The sequence below is a fragment of the Flavobacteriales bacterium genome, assembly GCA_016712535.1.
Lineage (GTDB): Bacteria > Bacteroidota > Bacteroidia > Flavobacteriales_F > PHOS-HE28 > PHOS-HE28.
Window position 1 is genome coordinate 2,111,137 of sequence record JADJQW010000002.1, and the last position, 15,620, is coordinate 2,126,756.

Here is a 15,620-nt window from a genome sequence, read left to right on the forward strand (position 1 = left end):
GTCGTTTAGCCGGTCCGAAAGAACGAGGATGGTCACATCCGCAATATGACTATCATCATCCCATGCGCTGCCCCCCGGCCATTCAGAGGTCTTTCCGATTGAAGGCGCGTACGGCCGACCAGCCTGGAACGAGCACCCAGACCATCATGATCAGTGCAGCAACGGCCATGCCCAATTGAGTGCCGAAGAAGTTCTTGTAGACCGCGCCGCTGTAGCCCATCATGGCGGCCAGATCCACTTGGAGCATGACCATGATTCGCGCCAGGTCGATGGGATTGATGCCGGCCAAAGGCACCACGAAGGGCTCGATGGGATAGTCGCTGAGGGTGAACATGCCCCACATCAGCAAGGCGTCGTACACCAGAACGAAGAGGAACCAGATGGCCAACGCCACACCGACACCGCGGGCCTTTTCCCGTTGCTTCAGCGCGATCAGGGCACCAAGGGAGATGAAGACCAGCACCAGGCCGGAGCCGCTGAATGATAGCACCAGCGCGGCGAGGGTAGGGGAGTGGACCAGCAGAGGCAAGCCAAGACCAATGGCCTGGGCAAGCAGAAGCGCGACTGCCAACGCCAATAACTGTCCGCCGAGGATGGCGCCTCGACACATGGGCTGGACGGCCAGCAGTTGCGTGAATTCCTGGATATCGTAGAAATAGACCACGGTGAATACCAAGGCGATCAACGGCACCAGAGCCATGACCACTTGCACAAGGCTCAGCAAGGCCTTGGTCGGGTCGCCCTCCAATGAGAATAGTCCCTGCGCGACCAGCAGCATCAATACAGCATAACCCAGCACGAAGCGGTTCCGCGCAAGATCGATGAGGGTGTATTTGAAGACTTTCAGCATCCGGGCTGCCCTAATTCCGTTGAAGACTGACGGCCATCCACCTTGCACGAAGCCCCCTGCAACGGTCAATCATCGTTGGGCGATGGAAGATGTCCTGGACTCCAAGATCCTTGGCAATGCCTCCGACAAGCGTTTCGCATCCGTACGTTCCAGGATCTCCTGAACCGGCAAAAGGAATCTCAAGGAGCCCTCATCCAAGTAGGCCACTCGATCGGCAAGCGCCTCGACCTCTTCCATCAAGTGCGAGGTGATGAGCACCGTTCCTCCGGCATCGCGCACGGCTGCGGCGTGTTCCAGCACCCGCATGGACGAAAGCGGATCAAGGCCCGCCGTGGGCTCATCCATCACCAGGATGCTCGGACGCGAACGCAAAGCGAGAACAGCGCTCACCTTCTGCTTGGTCCCGCCGCTCAAGCTTGAAAGGCGCTTGTCCAACTGAGCGGACAATCCAAGACCTTCCACGAGACCGTCGTCGGGTTCGCCCTTGCTCATCCCACGGACGTCGGCCATCATCTCGAGCAATTGGCCGATGGTGAGCGTAGCTGGATACTGTGATATCTGAGGCATGTAGCCGATCGCCGTGCGGTAGGCCGGGTCGCTGCCGATAGCCTCACCGTTCACCGTGATTCGACCTTCCGTGGGACTCACCAATCCAAGCAAGCACTTGATCAATGTGGTCTTACCGCTGGCATTCGGACCGATGAGCATGATGACCTCTCCGGGACGGAATGCGCACTCTATGTTGCGCAAGGCCCAGAGCTTGCCGTAGCGCTTTCCGACTCCCTCGAAAGTGACCCGCGTATCAGCCATGGCGCGCGATCAGCCTCCGTGAAACGATGAGCGCCGCACCAGCAAAGAACAATAGGACCGCTACGGGAGCGCCATTGGAAGCTGGGAACTCTGAAGTCAGCTTGGCACGCATATGCACTTGATCGCCGGTGCTGCCCAAGAGCGCTGGCGGGCGCATCAACGGTTCGTCGTCCTTCATGCTCTCAGGCGTCAGCGACGGGATCAGGCGCTCAGCGCGATCGAGCAACGAAACGAAGAGGCTGCGCGAGAAGACCATGGCGTAAGGCTGTTTCTCGACCAGCAGGGTGAAGAAGCCCAGCGGCCGGTGGGGCACATCGCCGAAGCCATCGCGGTCCAGATCGTAGCCCGAGTAGCGGTCCCAATAATTCCCGTTCATGGTATTCGGGACAAGCGACCCATTGGTGCTCACGTCGAAGGTATTGCCCGCGAACGCGTTTCCCTGGAAGTCGCAGTCGATGGCATTGGCGAAGAGCCGAAGCGCCCACCCGTTCAGCCGGAGCTCGTTGTCGCGCACATCGATCCGGTTGCAGCCATCGATCATGATTCCCGTGGTATTGTCCAGGAACGCATTGCCGATGATCTCGCCATCATTGATCTCCTTCAGCAGCAATCCATAAGCGCTCGCGCCGCGGTTGGCCAGGAAGCGGTTGCGGCGCATGGCGATCTCCTTGCTGAACATCACTGCCACGCCGGCCCCGTTATCCTCGAAGTGGTTGCCATCGTAGGCATCGCGGTGGCTGAACATGAAGTGCAATCCGTAGCGCAGGTTGTGCAATGAGGTGTTGCCGGTAATGCGCGAATCCGTGACGAACTCGAAGTAGATGCCGTCGCGGTGGTATTCGATCCGATTGTCGCGGATGGTGGCGTTGCTGCATTTCCACAAGTGAATGCCATTGGCCATATGGTCCTCGTCGCCCGGTTCACCCAGCGCGGTGTTGCCCACGATCAGCGCATCCTTCGCACCGCTGAGGTAGATGGCGAAGAAGCATCGGTCCACGAAGTTGTCCGCGATCACCACGCCGCGGCACTCATTCACCTTGATGCCCGCCAGGTCGTCGAGGTTGCTGCGGCGCGAACCCCTGATGGTGAGGCCGCGCACGGTGACGTTGTCCGCGGTGATACGCAGCACGTCGCCCTTCCCCGCTCCATCGATGATCGCATCAGCACCGCCGAGCAGCACCAATGGGCGGTCCACGTGGATGGACCCTTCGCTCACGGTGCCTTTTACCCTGATGGTATCGCCTGCCGCTGCCTTCCCTATCAGCTGCTGCAGCGTGCCTGACGTTCCGGGCCGATAAGTCCAGCTACGCGCAGCCAAAGGACCGTGCGCCATGCAGGCCAGGAGCGCGATCAGCCCTATCCGCATCGGTACGCTTACTCAGACAATCGTTGACGCGTCATCGTCCAATCCATGGTGGTCGATCCCTCCTCGGGTGCAACAGCGGACCTGGCGGATTCATCCGAGAAGGCTGCGATATCCCCGCGCATCGGGCTGCGGAACGCAGGGCCATGGAGGTAGCGAGCGGTGGTGGCATCGATCAAGGTGCCGGGCCGGTCGTGATCGCAGACGTACCAGGCCTTCACCTGGTCCTCTGCAACTGAACCGTTGAGTACGAAACGCACCATGCACGAGACATCATCGAATACGTACTGCCGGCCCTTCTCGGTCACCAGTGCCGCACCGAACTGGCGGTCCACCACATTCATGCGGCAGTGGGCGCATTCAGCCTTGCCGAAATCAATCGTGGGCGTTCGCTGGCCGCATGACCAGAGCGCAGGCATGAGCAGCAGGGCGATCAGGATGTTGCGGGCCTTCATCGCTTGTGAGGATTGAAACGGATCTCCATGATGTACACGCCGATCAGCAGCGCCATCACACCGAAGAGCACCCAACCGCCAACATCAGGGGTGGACCAGGCATCGAAATTCAGCAATTGCTTGTGGCCTATGAGCGGCGGCTGGTAGGTCATGTCCTCCACCTTGATCGCGGCTCGCGGGTCGAGGTTGTGACCGTACTCGTAGCCCCAGCGGTACATGTCCCAAAGCGCCCACAGGCCGAAGAGGGAAAGCGTGACCAGGCCCATGAACAGCGCCCACCGCTTGCCCCAGAGCGCGGCCAGGACGCCGAAAGCGGCCAGCGCCATCAGCAACAGGGAGCACCGCGAACTCGGGGAACATATCATCGTGGATATGCCCCATCCCGATGTAGTGATTGAGGCCGTTTATCTTCTCCACATCGCCCGCGAAGCGGTCAGCGAAGATCTGCAGGTAGAGCCCCTCGGGATATTGAGGTGCCTGCAGGTCAATCCGCCAGATGGGCACGAAGAGCAGCACGAGCAAGCTCAGCGCCGCCACGGCGATCATGATGCGTGAGATGGGCTTCATGGTGTTCGGGTGGATGGTGTCTGCCGCTTCAGGGCCACGGCCCCGGCATGAACCGGGGCCGTGGTCACTGTTGGGTGATGCGGACCAGTACTAGAGCTCCGCGTCCACGGATACCGTGAGGGCGGTCAAAGGCACATTGCTATTGGCAGGGGAAACGCGGACGTAGCCTTGCATCTCTTGATGAAGCGCGGAGCAGAAGTCCGTGCAATACATGGGTGTCACACCAACCCGAGTTGGCACCCATTTCAGCGTCTGCGTCTCTCCCGGCATGATAAGCAGCTCGGCATTCGCCGCTCCCTTGATGGCGAAGCCGTGCGGCACGTCCCAGTCCTGCTCCAGGTTGGTCACGTGGAAGTACACTTCATCGCCCAGCTTAATGCCCTCGATGTTGTCTGGCGCGAAGTGCGAGCGGATGGTCGTCATCCACACATGCACCTCCTTGCCACGGCGCTCGATCTTGGTCTCCTTCTCGCCTTTGGCCACATAGGGGTGCTCGTTCTCCTCGATCTTGAAGAACTTCACTTCGCGCGGTTTCACCAGATCGGCAGGGATGGCCTGCGCATAGTGCGGCTCACCGGTGGTGGGGAAGTCCAGCAGCAGCTCCATCTTGTCCCCGTCGATGCTGTAAAGCTGTGCGCTCTGCGTGAGCTCAGGGCCGGTGGGCAGGTACCTGTCTTTGGTGATCTTGTTATAAGCGATCACGTATTTACCCCAAGGCTTCTTGCTGTCGCCTCCCGGAACGCACAGATGGCCGATGCTGTAATAGGTGGGCACGCGGTCCACCACCTCCAGCTTCTCCACGTTCCACTTCACGATCTCGCTGCTCACGAAGAAGCTGGTATAGGCGTTTCCGTTGGCGTCGAATTCGGTGTGCAGCGGCCCGAGCCCTGGCTTCTTCACCTCTCCATGCAGCACGCTTTCATACTTGAGGACCGGGATGCCGGCGAAGTCGCCTTCGACCTCGTTGGCCGCAATGGCCTTCTGCATTTTCTCGAAGCTGAACACCGGGATCAAGGCAGCCAGCTTGCCGCTGCCAACGATGTACTTGCCAGAGGGGTCCACATCGCAGCCGTGCGGGCTCTTCGGGCAAGGCATGAAGTACACCAGCCCGGGATGGTCTTTGGGGTCGAGTTGGAGCACATCGTCATACACCGTTGTCTCGGTGCTGTGGGTCTTCTCATTCCACCAGTTGCTGTGGTGCTTGCCCGGAACGCGCTTGCCCTTTCCGTCCTTGGCGAGCTGCTCGGCCATCTTCCAGTTCACGGCCATGATGAAATCCTTGTCGCGCTGGCTGGCGTTCACCTCCAAGAGGCTGTAGGCTTGCTCCGTGTTGTAGCAGCTGAAGAAGAACCAGCCTTCGCTGGGGCCCTTGCCGGCGTGGCTCAGATCGAAGTTCACGCCGGGGGTCAGGATCTGGAAGGCGATGCTCATTTTGCCCGTCTCCGGTTCGGGGTGGATGAAGCTCACGTTGCCCTTGAAGTTCTCCTTGTAGGTCTTGATGGGCACATCGCGTGAGGCGTCATCGCCCATGGGCACGCTGAACCGGGTGCCGGCCACGACATACTCGCTGTTGCCTGTTGTGAAGGGCGAGCTGTGGTTGCCAGCGCTATTCGGGATCTCAATGATGCTTCCGGTGCGGAATGTGCCGAGTCCACCAGCGCGATCGTGGCGTGTTGTTGCCATTGATGGCACCACTTTCCATCAGGGATTCCATCGGTCTGCGATAGCTCGGGTGGTGGCTGTCGTCCCAAGGAATGAACCCATGGCTGGTGGTGAGCATGCCTTTGGACTCCTCACTGTAGCCATAGCCACTCTCAGGATCCACGCTGAACACGGGGACCTCGCGCAGCAGGCGCCCGCTTGGCAATCCATAGACCGCGAGCTGGCCGCTGAAACCGCCGCTCACGAGGTTGTAGAACTCATCGTGCGTTCCAGGCTTCACATACACTTTGGAAGCGGCATCACCGGTCACCACGCTCTTCGTGGTGCCCGATGGGCGGCAGCCGGGCAGGCTGTTGATCAATAGGAAGGCACCCGCGATGACGCCCAAGGTGGTCCCGGTCATTAGAAGAGAGCGTTTCATGGTCGATTGGTTGTGGTTCGTTGGTGTTTGAGAGGCGTCAGAGTGTCCGCATGAACTCAAGCACCTCGCGTCCTTGGTCCTTGCTTAGGCCTTGGTTGGGCATGCGCACGAGGCATTCTTCCAATCCCTTTTGGGCTTCCGGGTCGGTCTCGAGCATCACATCGATGTTCAGCATCATGTTCATGATCCATTCGGGCTTTCGGCGCTCGGTCACACCTTTCCAGCCAGGACCCACCACGCGGTTCGGTCCGGTGCTGTGGCAGGCTTGGCACTTCACATCGTAGGTGGCTTTTCCCTTCTCCACCATGGCGTGGTCAATTTCGCCCAAGGTGATGTCGGCCGCGGTGATCAATCCGGCAGGAGCTTCTTTCTCAGAAGCGGCTGCAGCACCTGGGGGCCCGCCCGCTCCGGGGGGCGTGGAGGCTGTGCCGCCCCCGCAAGCCGTCATAGTTGCAAGGCCGGCAACAAGGGTCATTATTGCAAGGGTGTTATTCAGGAATCTCATGGGTCCGCGCTCTTATCTGTTGCGCGTGACAAAAATCATCGGACCTGCCAATCCGATTTATGACGTTTGTCATCCGAACGGTTGATTCCTTCCGTTCGCTGCGATTCCAACCTCATGGGACACTGGTTCCGTATCGCCTTGATCAACCTGCTGTTCGCAGCCACGATCGGAGCATTGCTCCGGGCGATGTACATCTGGGAGATCCCGTTCGTTCGATTCCGGCCAATCCTGCACGCCCATTCTCACGTGGCTCTGCTCGGCTGGCTATTCATTGGCGTGGCGCTATGCCTGCTGCATGATGGGGGTGCCGGGGCGCTTTCCAAGCGCATGCGTTGGCTGCTGATCGGGCTTCAAGGCGCGGTCATCGTCATGCTTGTCTCCTTTCCCATTCAGGGGTACGGCGCGGCCTCCATTGCAGCCTCATCAGCGCATTTGCTTCTGGCATATCCGCTGCTTTACCTGCTCTGGCGTTTTTCACGGACCTGGCCGGCGGAAGGCAGCGGGCGCTTGACACGCTGGTCCTTGGCCTTCTTTATCATCAGCACGTTGGGCACTTGGGCCTTGCCGGTGATCATCGCCACCGGTAATCAGGGTAAGGAGGTCTATTACTGGGCGGTGCAGTTCTTCCTGCATTTCCAATTCAATGGCTGGTTCTGGTTCGCGGCCATGGCCATTGGAGCGCGGTGGGCTGAGCGCAATGGCTTCCAACTGCGCATCGATCGATTCACGGTCGTGCTTTGGGTGCTCGCTGCGATACTCACTTACGCGCTGGCCATCGCCTGGAGCGAACCGCATCCCGCCGTGTTCGCCACGGTTTCCGTTGCTGTGGCCTTGCAAGCGTGGGCGGCGATCCGCACGCTGCGCCTGCTCATGCGCTTTCGGGACCAAGCGTATGCGCGCTTCACGCCATGGGCGCGCGTGCTCATCGGCATTGCATTGGTGAGCATGGCTTTGAAGGTTCTCGTGCAAGCCGCCGTGGCCGTTCCCGCTGTGGCCATCATGTCGCTCACCGTGCGCCATCTGGTCATGGGATTCATCCACATGAACACATTGGGCACCATGACAACCGTGCTGCTTGCTTATGCCATCACTTATCGATGGTGCGCGCCATCGAACCGGGCAGCTCGAACGGGCATGGGCCTGCTCGTGGCGGGGATCATCTCCACCGAACTTCTGCTCTTTGCCCAAGGCACTTTCTTCTGGGCGGGTTGGGGCATGATCCCCGGCCATTATTGGCACCTCTTCATCGCCTCGGCCGCGATGCCAACTGGCGTGGCTTTGATGCTTCTGCAAAGACGAGCGCTTGACCTGAGGAAGGATACGGAGCCCGATTGATCGCACAGGTACATTCGCGCCAACGGTCATGTTCTCAAAAGCCTGTGAGTACGCCATACGTGGAGCTCTGCACATCGCACGTGCCACCGCTAACGATGAACGCGCCACGGTGAAGGATATCGCCAAGGGCATCGGCGCGCCGGAGGCCTTCACCGGCAAGGTGCTGCAGCAGCTTGTGCACGGCGGGCTGATCGCCTCGATGCGCGGGCCCGGCGGCGGGTTCACACTTACCGGATCGCGCGCACGGAGCCTGACCCTGGAAGCGATCGTGCGATGCGTTGATGGCGATACCATGTTCACGCGATGCGCCTTGGGCCTGCCGCAATGCAGCGATAAGAAGCCCTGCCCGGTCCACCACCGGTTCCTTGAGGTGCGCTCTGGACTGCACGAGATGCTATCAACTACGACGATCGGCGAGCTCGTGGAACGCTTGGGAGCTGAAGCTGGTCCGTTCAACATCAAAGGATGAGCGTGGTCGCGACCATGGAACCCATCAAGGTCCCTGAAACGCTTGCAGAGATGCTCCGTCGGCATTGCAGCCCGGAGTGGCAGGCCCTGCTCACGGAGAAGACGATGCATCGAGCGTTTGAAGCCGGTGAATCGATCTTCCGTGAGGGCGACACCGCTGAAACGCTCTTCATCATCCGTCGCGGTAAGGCCAAGGTGTGCAGCACATTCGAGCCGGGGGCATCCCGCATCCTCCGATTCGCGCGTGATGGACAGGTGCTTGGACATCGCGGCATGGGCGGTGATTTCACCTACACGGTCTCGGCAACCGCTCTGGAAAGAACCGAGGTGGATGGCATTCCCATGCCGCTCTTCCTCAGCACGCTGAAGGCGAATGCGTCATTCGCGTTCTATTTCATGCTCTTCTTCGCCGAAGAACTGAGGCGCTCGGAGGATCAGAGCAAGGGCCTGCTGAATCTCGGTGTGGAGCAGCGTGTGGCCAAGGCCATCCTCGCCGCGCACCGTTGTTTCGGTTTCGATAAGGATGACCGGGACCTGCTGGCGTTCACGCCATCGCGCCAGGACCTCGCGGATTATGCCGGGGCCAGTTACGAGGCGACCATCAGAGCCCTGAGTTCCCTGCAGCGCAGGAAGATCTTGAAATCCGTAGGCCCAGAGCTTCGCATTTCAGACTTGAAAGCCCTGCAAGCGCTGCTGATGTAGCCCCAATGTCTCACCAGTCCTTATCGGGCCGGAGCGTGGCGCCGGTCAGTTGGACGCGCTTCTTCCTGCTCGTATGCCCGCTCACCATTTCAACCTGCCGCTTCGGCACACCGAATTGCGCGGCCAGGTAGGAGAGGAGGGCCTCGTTCGCTTGGCCGTCAACCGGTGGCGCGGCGAGCCGGATCTTCAGCGCGTCGCCGTGCGTGCCGGACACCTCGGTGCGCTTGGCTCCGGGTTGCACGTGCAGGGTGAGCAGGATGGAGCCGGACGACTCATTGATCCAAGCGGGCATGCGTGCAAGATGCTGCTTACGGGCGCCCGCTGCGCGCCGCGATCAGGGTAGCCACTGTCACGAATCCCACCACGCTCACGCTGCTGAGCGGCATCAGGATGGCGGCGAGGAGCGGGGTCATGTGGCCTGCCACCGCGATGGAAACGCCGGTGAGGTTGTAGAGCAAGGAGATGCACAGGCTCGCTAGTACGATTCGCCTCGCGCGCCGTGTCATCCGCAGGAAATGTGGGAGCTGTTGCAGGCTGTCGGCATCCATGATCGCATCGCTGGCAGGGGTGAGGGCCGCGGTGGTCTCCGTCACGGTGACGCCCACATCGGCCTGGGCCAATGCGCCGGCATCGTTAAGGCCATCGCCTACCATGAGCACGCGGTGGCCATCGCGTTGAAGCCCTTTGACTGCTTCGCTCTTCTCATCCGGTGCGCACCGCATGCGGATGCTTCCGACCGGGAACACCTCGGAGAGTCCTGGATCCACCTGGTGGTCGCCGGTGATGAGGCCAACGCGCAGCGATGCACCCAAGCGTCTCACCGCTTCCACGATGCCCGAGCGGGCCTGCTTCCGGATGGCGAAATGCCCGCGATGCATGCCACCGATGGACACATGCACGTGGGCCTCGCCAGCGGCGTGTTCCGATTCATCACCGCCCGTGAAGTCCGCCGAACCGATTCGGATCGTCAGCCCGCCCACTTCGCCCTGGATGCCTTGGCCAATCAGTTCCAGCACCTCCGCTGCCGCGAGCGGTGCGAAGCCAACTTGTTCGACCTTCAGCACCTTCTTCAGCTTTTCAGCCAGCACCGCGCTCAACGGGTGCGCGCTGTTCCTGGCCAGTGCTGCGATGCGCCGTTCATCCTCGCGGGTGAGGCTGACGCCATGCCAATCGACCTGGTGCGCTTCGCGTTCGGTGAGCGTTCCTGTCTTGTCGAAGAGCACTGCATCCACGTGGGCCATGCGCTCAACCACCTCAGCATCGCGCAGGAAGAGGCCGCGCTTGCCAAGCAGCCGGATGGTGTGCCCGTATGCGAAGGGCATGCTCAATGCCAAGGCGCAAGGACAAGCCACGATCAGCACCGCAGTGACCACCGGCCAGATCATGCTGGCATCCTTGCCCCACCAATAGAGGCCTGCGCCCAGCGCGATGAGCAGCACCGTCAAGGTGAAGCGCCGCGCCACTTGATCGATCAGGCGTGGCATGGCAGGGCGTTCCTGACCGCCGCTCTGCTCGGCCCATAGGCGCTTCAACCGGCTTTCGGCGAAGGAGCGGAGCACTTCCAATTCGATGGCAGCGCCACGCTGACGGCCTCCGGCCTTGATCGTGTCGCCCGCTTGCTTGCGCACAGGCAGCGGTTCGCCGGTGATGAAGCTGTTGTCGATGTGCCCGGTGCCTTCGCGCAGGACGGCATCCACCGGCACCAATTCTTGGTCCCTTACTACGATGCGGTCGCCGGGCGCGAGGTCGGCCACGCGCGCTGGTTCCTCAGCTTCACCGCGCTTTCGAAGGACCACGAGGGGCAGGAAATCCTCCAAAGCGCGATCGAACCGAAGCGCCCGGTAGGTGTGCGCTTGGTACCATTTTCCGATCAGCAGGAAGAAGAGCAGACCGGCCAGGGAGTCGAAGTAGCCGGGGCCAGCGCCCGTGATCACGTCATGCAGGCTCCGGAACCACAGCGCCATGATGCCCAAGGCGATGGGCTGGTCGATGTTCACTTGCTTGCTGCGCAGGCCTGCCCAAGCAGCCCGGAAGTAGTCGGTGCTGAGGAAGAGGACCACAGGCACTGAGAACAGCGCAGACAGCCATTGAAAGCCGATGCGCAAGTGGGCTTCACCATCAGCCCCTAGGTATTCCGGGAAGCTGAACAGCATGGTATTGCCGAAGATGAAGCCCGCCACGCCCAGTCGGATGTAGAGCATGCGCGGCACCTGGTCCGCGCGGCCGGTGTCCTTGCCAGCGGTGAGCTGTGGGCCGTAACCGATCCGCCGCAGGAGCTTAACCAGTTGAGGCAGGGGCAACTTCTCCTCGCGGAACGTGATGGTGAGTTCCTTGTCGGTGAAGCTCACGCGCGACCGGATGATGCTCGGCTCGATCCGATTCAGGTTCTCCAGCAACCAGATGCAGCTGCTGCAGTGCATCTGCGGGATGCGGAAGCGCGCCCTCGTGATGCCTGCCTCGCTGAATTCAATGAGCTTCTCGCGCACTTCGGGCAGGGCGAAAAGCTCCAAGCGCTGCTCGTCAGCACTGGATTCCTGCTTCACGCCCGGCTGTTTCTCCAGCGCGTAGTAGTCGCATAGACCGGCTTCACTCAGCATGTCGAAGACCACCTCGCAGCCATGGCAGCAGAAGTCCTTGCCGTCATGCACACGGTGCTCATCAGCGCAGGGGTCGCCGCAGTGGTAGCAGGTGACTTTGGTCAGCGTCTTGGCATCCACGGCTGCAAAGAGCGTGAATCAACCTGTCGCATGTGCTGATCAAAGTCAGTCCAATGGCAACGCATTGTTCACTTGGGGCGCTCCCAAATGATATCCTCCTTCGACGGGGGAAGATGCTCGGTCACTATGGTCACAAGCTTCCCGCCACGCCGGGCATGGAACGGACGGTAACCTGCCTCAAGGAGCAAGTTGAAGATGTCCCTATTCAATTCCTCGCGATCGGGACGCACCTCGGTTTCCACGAGGATCGTGTCGATGGCCTTTGCGGCGATCATGCGCCGTGCACCCCGCAGCGCAGGAAGCTCCGAGTCCTCGATGTCGAGCTTCAGGAAATCGATGTGTTGGATGCCATGGTCTGCACAGAAGGCATCGACAGAGGTCACCGGCACTTCCACCGGATTGCTGTCACTCGGTTTACCTGCTTGCTCCAGAACGGCGTAGCCCCGGGTAATCACCCGCGGTGTGTCGTAGAAGGTGAGCGCGCCAGTGCGGTCCGTCAAGGCCATGGGCATCAACCGCCAACCGGGAATGGCATTGGGCGGGTTGTGGCGATGGAGACGTTCAAGGCAACGGGGCGAAGGCTCGAAAGACCAGACCTGTCCACCAGGCGATACCATGCCCAGTACCTGCGCCGCGAAGTAGCCGATGTTGCAACCGGGGTCAAAGACCACCATGCCGGGCTTGAGACGTTTGCGCAGGTAGGCAAGGACGTCTTCCTCGTACAGGTCGTAGAGCATCATGCGGTGGTATTGCACCGCACGATCAAGTTCCACGCATATGCCATTGATCTCACGCACCGTGACCGGTTCCGCGGCCCAGCCTCCCAAGGTGTCGGCCAACCGATGGCGGCCGCGAACGGGAAAGGTCCTGACGAACCAGCGAATCAGGTTGCGCAAGAGGGCCTTCATGGCAAGGGCGGCGAAAGTAGGAGAGCTAAGGTGTGATCAGCAGGGTGTGGCAAGAAGCAAGCGGAATCGCCAGTACGATGGGGTAATGGACCGATTATTAGAAATATGCATGTTTACATAATATAAATTATGGGTCAACAAAGCCAAGCGCGAACCGGCCTCGTACACCTAATCCAGGGCCTTCAGGCAAGACCATCGTCCCTTGGTCCACCATGATTCCCAGCCACGGATCGTTGCGCAGCAACCATGGTCCATCCAAGTCGATTACCGAAGCCTCGCCAGCGAGTTGCGCCATTGCCGTGCACCCTAATGAACTCTCACTCATGCACCCGAGCATTACCTGCATTTTCAACTGATTCGCCTGAACGGCAAGCGCGTACGCTTTGTCCAAGCCTCCGCACTTCATCAGTTTGATGTTTATTCCACCGAAGCTCTTAGACACCCGCTCCAGATCTTGGGGGCCTTGAAGCGACTCGTCCGCGAAGACCACAGCCCCGGTGCGTTCGGTCAATTCGTGGTTCCAATCGTCTCGTTCCATGGCGAAGGGCTGCTCTATACCAATCAATCGCCCGAGAGGAATCATCTCGACCAGTTCCTGAGCCTCAACAACCGAAGAAATCCCCTGATTGCCGTCCAGAATGAATCTTGCATCAGTGCTTTCAACCAAATGACTTATTCTTCTGGATGCCAGTTGATCACCGACCTTTAGCTTAACCGCACCGGTAGCCGGCAGCTCTGCCAATCTCTGCAAGGCCACATTGGGGTCGCAAATCCCGATGGTCATGAGTACCGATGGCGACTCACTGCCGGAACACTCCAAGCACTGCGCAACCGTCTTTCCACTGCGCCATGCCCGCGCATCAAGGAGCGCACAGTGCAATCCGGCACGCGTTGCGGGAGCTCCCTCCAAGGATCCAAGATTATCGATCTCAAGCAACAGATCATCAACGGTCCATGACCTGGAATGAGCGATCTGGTGAAGCCGGGCCCGCGAATCCACAATGCCCTCGCGCACATAAGGCGGCAAGGTGATCTCCCCGAAGCCTATGGCACCCTCTTCCTCCACACGGACGAACAACGCATCGGTGCCATCGCGCAGGCCATGAGCGGTGCCGAATGGGTGCTTGAAGAGCAATCGGTATGGGCAAACGGAGATGTGAAGCGGCATGGCGATGGCTACCTGCGCAAAGAACGAAGTTCGGACCTTGATCCGGGCTCCGGTTCTTGTTCGCGATGGTTCACTTGACCAAATAGACGATCCGCGTGAGCCACTTGGTGCTGTCCGGCTCAGTCGCGGGGTCGGTCACATATTCCTCGATCACGTTCGAATGATGCGTGAGGCCATTGGCCTTGATGTATTCGTCCATGGCCATGTGCGGTGCCATCATGCCGTTGTAGCCGCCGTAATAATCAATCGCCAAGGCCTTGCTGGCAGGCGATTCGTAGAGGTCGATGCCCTTTAGCTTGTCCTTGGCATCCATGGAAACGGGAATGCCGGCAATCATATCAGCGGTCTGGTTGGCTTCGTTCCATTCGAAGTACACGCCGCAGGGATAACCGGACATCTCCACCTTGGCCTTGCCCAAGGCTTCCATGCCTGATCCGAAGCCGGTTTCAAAGGCTGCCTTCATATCGGCCCACGCTACAATGCCGCGTTTGCCGATGAACAAGGTTGCCGGCCATTCCAGGGACTTGATGTCGAATTTCGGCTTGGCAGCGAGCGCCTCCTCTACCTGGGCCTTCAGCATGCCCAAGCCCTTCTCAAAGTCCTTGCCCAACATGGCATCCATGTCCATGAACCGGCCCATGAGGCGGCTTCCGAAGGTGTGTTCGCCCTCCATCGCCCACGTGACCTTGGTTCCATCGCCATCGGTCGAGAGTTCGATCAATGCATCGCTCTCGCTCTGCCAAGGCTCCATGAACTTCAATCGAGTCCGAACCAAGGAATAGCGTGCGATGGAATCGATGCGCTGCTCGCCCTTGCCCACATCCTTGTTGCCTTCCCAACGGGACACGGCGCCCACCTGGCCGTCGGTGCCCTCTATGGTCTTTTTCATGTTCGGGTCGAGTTCGTTCCAAGGGCTCCATTTATCCATGGCGCCGAGTGAGGAAACGGCTGGCCATACATCATCGACAGGAGCGGTGATCGCCACCGAACGCTCAACGCGGTAGGTATCGTCGCCAAGGAAGCCTAGTGCGGCTATCATTGCACCGATGCCCAGCACGAGGATGAGGATGATCTTGAGTGCTTTCATTGAATCTTGGGTTTGGATCCGAAAGATGCCTTCCGGGATCCAAACGCCATCACTCGGCACGGATTTTTCCAACCTTGGCTCCAACCATCCGTCACCTGACCAGTCATGAGAACCATACAAGCTGCCACCGCCCTGCTCTTTTTCGCTGCGATTTCATTCACGGCATGCAAAGGAGGCGGTGCCAGTCCGCAGGGAACCAAAGTGAAAACGCCCTTCAGCGGGAGCAAGTACGAGAGCAATGGCACCTGGTTCCGTGGCGTAGGCCAAGGTGTCAGCGTCAAAACCAATATCGCAAAGGGCAAGGCCGATATCGATGCCAAGAACCAAGTGGCCAGCCAAGTGGGCACCAACGTTCGAGCGGTGACCGACCAATACCTCGGCCAAACCGAGAACGCCCAAGCTGCCGATGTGGCCGACAAGTTCCAGAGCCTGATCCGCGAGGTGATGAACACCGAACTGGCCGACCTGAGGAAGGTCGGCGAGGAGACTTACTTCAACGAGGAGACCAAGGAATACACCGTGTACGTGGCCTACGAAGTGCGCAAGGCTGCCATGTTCCGGTTCATGAAGAAGTAGGTGCGCACGGATCGCAAAGTGAGTGA

General features: G+C 59.9%; 14 protein-coding genes and 2 pseudogenes. 4 read left to right on the plus strand and 12 right to left on the minus strand.

What is annotated here, in order from left to right:
* Nucleotides 1-82: 82 nt before the first annotated feature.
* The 7 genes and pseudogenes from IPK70_08855 to IPK70_08885 form a co-directional block, all read right to left on the minus strand.
* Nucleotides 83-850, minus strand: coding sequence for an ABC transporter permease (locus IPK70_08855; protein MBK8227269.1), 768 nt, complete (start codon nt 848-850; stop codon nt 83-85).
* Nucleotides 851-919: 69 nt separating this feature from the next.
* On the minus strand, nt 920-1,660 hold the full coding sequence (locus IPK70_08860; GenBank protein MBK8227270.1) for an ABC transporter ATP-binding protein: 741 nt from the start codon (nt 1,658-1,660) through the stop codon (nt 920-922).
* Entirely contained in the window at nt 1,653-3,026 is a 1,374-nt protein-coding gene (locus IPK70_08865) for a nitrous oxide reductase family maturation protein NosD (GenBank protein ID MBK8227271.1), read from the minus strand. The genes IPK70_08860 and IPK70_08865 overlap by 8 nt, the downstream gene beginning before the upstream one ends.
* 8 nt (nt 3,027-3,034) lie before the next feature.
* A complete protein-coding gene (locus IPK70_08870; GenBank protein MBK8227272.1) occupies nt 3,035-3,478 on the minus strand; it encodes a nitrous oxide reductase accessory protein NosL in 444 nt (147 codons plus the stop codon).
* A pseudogene (locus IPK70_08875) lies at nt 3,475-4,045 on the minus strand (hypothetical protein). Before IPK70_08875 ends, IPK70_08870 begins: the two are co-directional and overlap by 4 nt.
* Nucleotides 4,046-4,135: 90 nt before the next feature.
* Nucleotides 4,136-6,128, minus strand: a pseudogene (gene nosZ / locus IPK70_08880) (Sec-dependent nitrous-oxide reductase).
* Between the two features lie 37 nt (nt 6,129-6,165).
* Nucleotides 6,166-6,633, minus strand: a complete 468-nt coding sequence (locus IPK70_08885; GenBank protein MBK8227273.1) for a cytochrome c — start codon at nt 6,631-6,633, stop codon at nt 6,166-6,168.
* A gap of 114 nt (nt 6,634-6,747) precedes the next feature.
* Between IPK70_08885 and IPK70_08890 the strand changes: the two genes are divergently transcribed.
* Genes IPK70_08890 through IPK70_08900 form a run of 3 tightly spaced genes read left to right on the plus strand, consistent with a single transcriptional unit; the run spans nt 6,748 to nt 9,138 of the window.
* A complete protein-coding gene (locus IPK70_08890) occupies nt 6,748-7,968 on the plus strand; it encodes a hypothetical protein (GenBank protein ID MBK8227274.1) in 1,221 nt (406 codons plus the stop codon).
* 28 nt (nt 7,969-7,996) lie between these two features.
* Nucleotides 7,997-8,437 (plus strand): Rrf2 family transcriptional regulator, encoded by a 441-nt coding sequence (locus tag IPK70_08895; GenBank protein MBK8227275.1) that lies wholly within the window; start codon nt 7,997-7,999, stop codon nt 8,435-8,437.
* Nucleotides 8,434-9,138, plus strand: a complete 705-nt coding sequence (locus tag IPK70_08900; GenBank protein MBK8227276.1) for a Crp/Fnr family transcriptional regulator — start codon at nt 8,434-8,436, stop codon at nt 9,136-9,138. Before IPK70_08895 ends, IPK70_08900 begins: the two co-directional genes overlap by 4 nt.
* A 10-nt stretch (nt 9,139-9,148) precedes the next feature.
* On the opposite strand, the gene IPK70_08905 is transcribed toward IPK70_08900, so the two are convergent.
* The 5 genes from IPK70_08905 to IPK70_08925 form a co-directional block, all read right to left on the minus strand.
* The gene (locus IPK70_08905) at nt 9,149-9,430 is read right to left on the minus strand and encodes a YggU family protein (GenBank protein MBK8227277.1); all 282 of its coding nucleotides are present in this window, start codon (nt 9,428-9,430) and stop codon (nt 9,149-9,151) included.
* A 16-nt stretch (nt 9,431-9,446) separates the two neighbouring features.
* Nucleotides 9,447-11,855 (minus strand): heavy metal translocating P-type ATPase metal-binding domain-containing protein, encoded by a 2,409-nt coding sequence (locus tag IPK70_08910; GenBank protein MBK8227278.1) that lies wholly within the window; start codon nt 11,853-11,855, stop codon nt 9,447-9,449.
* A gap of 68 nt (nt 11,856-11,923) precedes the next feature.
* Nucleotides 11,924-12,763, minus strand: coding sequence for an FkbM family methyltransferase (locus IPK70_08915; GenBank protein MBK8227279.1), 840 nt, complete (start codon nt 12,761-12,763; stop codon nt 11,924-11,926).
* A 127-nt stretch (nt 12,764-12,890) separates the two neighbouring features.
* Complete coding sequence (locus IPK70_08920) at nt 12,891-13,931, minus strand: hypothetical protein (protein MBK8227280.1); 1,041 nt, start codon at nt 13,929-13,931, stop codon at nt 12,891-12,893.
* A 70-nt stretch (nt 13,932-14,001) separates the two neighbouring features.
* On the minus strand, nt 14,002-14,970 hold the full coding sequence (locus IPK70_08925; GenBank protein MBK8227281.1) for an SRPBCC family protein: 969 nt from the start codon (nt 14,968-14,970) through the stop codon (nt 14,002-14,004).
* Nucleotides 14,971-15,123: 153 nt separating this feature from the next.
* On the opposite strand from IPK70_08925, the gene IPK70_08930 reads away from it, so the two are divergent.
* Nucleotides 15,124-15,594 carry a hypothetical protein gene (locus IPK70_08930; GenBank protein ID MBK8227282.1) on the plus strand — a complete coding sequence of 157 codons (471 nt, stop codon included), beginning with the start codon at nt 15,124-15,126 and terminating at the stop codon, nt 15,592-15,594.
* Nucleotides 15,595-15,620 lie beyond the last annotated feature (26 nt).

What these genes read in the sequence shown, in the direction of transcription:
- IPK70_08900 (MBK8227276.1), top strand. Translation starts at nt 8,434, where the DNA reads ATGAGCGTGGTCGCGACCATGGAACCCATCAAGGTCCCTGAAACGCTT.
- IPK70_08865 (MBK8227271.1), bottom strand. Translation starts at nt 3,026, where the DNA reads ATGCGGATAGGGCTGATCGCGCTCCTGGCCTGCATGGCGCACGGTCCT.
- IPK70_08905 (MBK8227277.1), bottom strand. Translation starts at nt 9,430, where the DNA reads ATGCCCGCTTGGATCAATGAGTCGTCCGGCTCCATCCTGCTCACCCTG.
- IPK70_08930 (MBK8227282.1), top strand. Translation starts at nt 15,124, where the DNA reads ATGAGAACCATACAAGCTGCCACCGCCCTGCTCTTTTTCGCTGCGATT.
- IPK70_08860 (MBK8227270.1), bottom strand. Translation starts at nt 1,660, where the DNA reads ATGGCTGATACGCGGGTCACTTTCGAGGGAGTCGGAAAGCGCTACGGC.
- IPK70_08885 (MBK8227273.1), bottom strand. Translation starts at nt 6,633, where the DNA reads ATGAGATTCCTGAATAACACCCTTGCAATAATGACCCTTGTTGCCGGC.
- IPK70_08895 (MBK8227275.1), top strand. Translation starts at nt 7,997, where the DNA reads ATGTTCTCAAAAGCCTGTGAGTACGCCATACGTGGAGCTCTGCACATC.
- IPK70_08915 (MBK8227279.1), bottom strand. Translation starts at nt 12,763, where the DNA reads ATGAAGGCCCTCTTGCGCAACCTGATTCGCTGGTTCGTCAGGACCTTT.
- IPK70_08890 (MBK8227274.1), top strand. Translation starts at nt 6,748, where the DNA reads ATGGGACACTGGTTCCGTATCGCCTTGATCAACCTGCTGTTCGCAGCC.
- IPK70_08870 (MBK8227272.1), bottom strand. Translation starts at nt 3,478, where the DNA reads ATGAAGGCCCGCAACATCCTGATCGCCCTGCTGCTCATGCCTGCGCTC.
- IPK70_08855 (MBK8227269.1), bottom strand. Translation starts at nt 850, where the DNA reads ATGCTGAAAGTCTTCAAATACACCCTCATCGATCTTGCGCGGAACCGC.
- IPK70_08920 (MBK8227280.1), bottom strand. Translation starts at nt 13,931, where the DNA reads ATGCCGCTTCACATCTCCGTTTGCCCATACCGATTGCTCTTCAAGCAC.
- IPK70_08925 (MBK8227281.1), bottom strand. Translation starts at nt 14,970, where the DNA reads ATGATAGCCGCACTAGGCTTCCTTGGCGACGATACCTACCGCGTTGAG.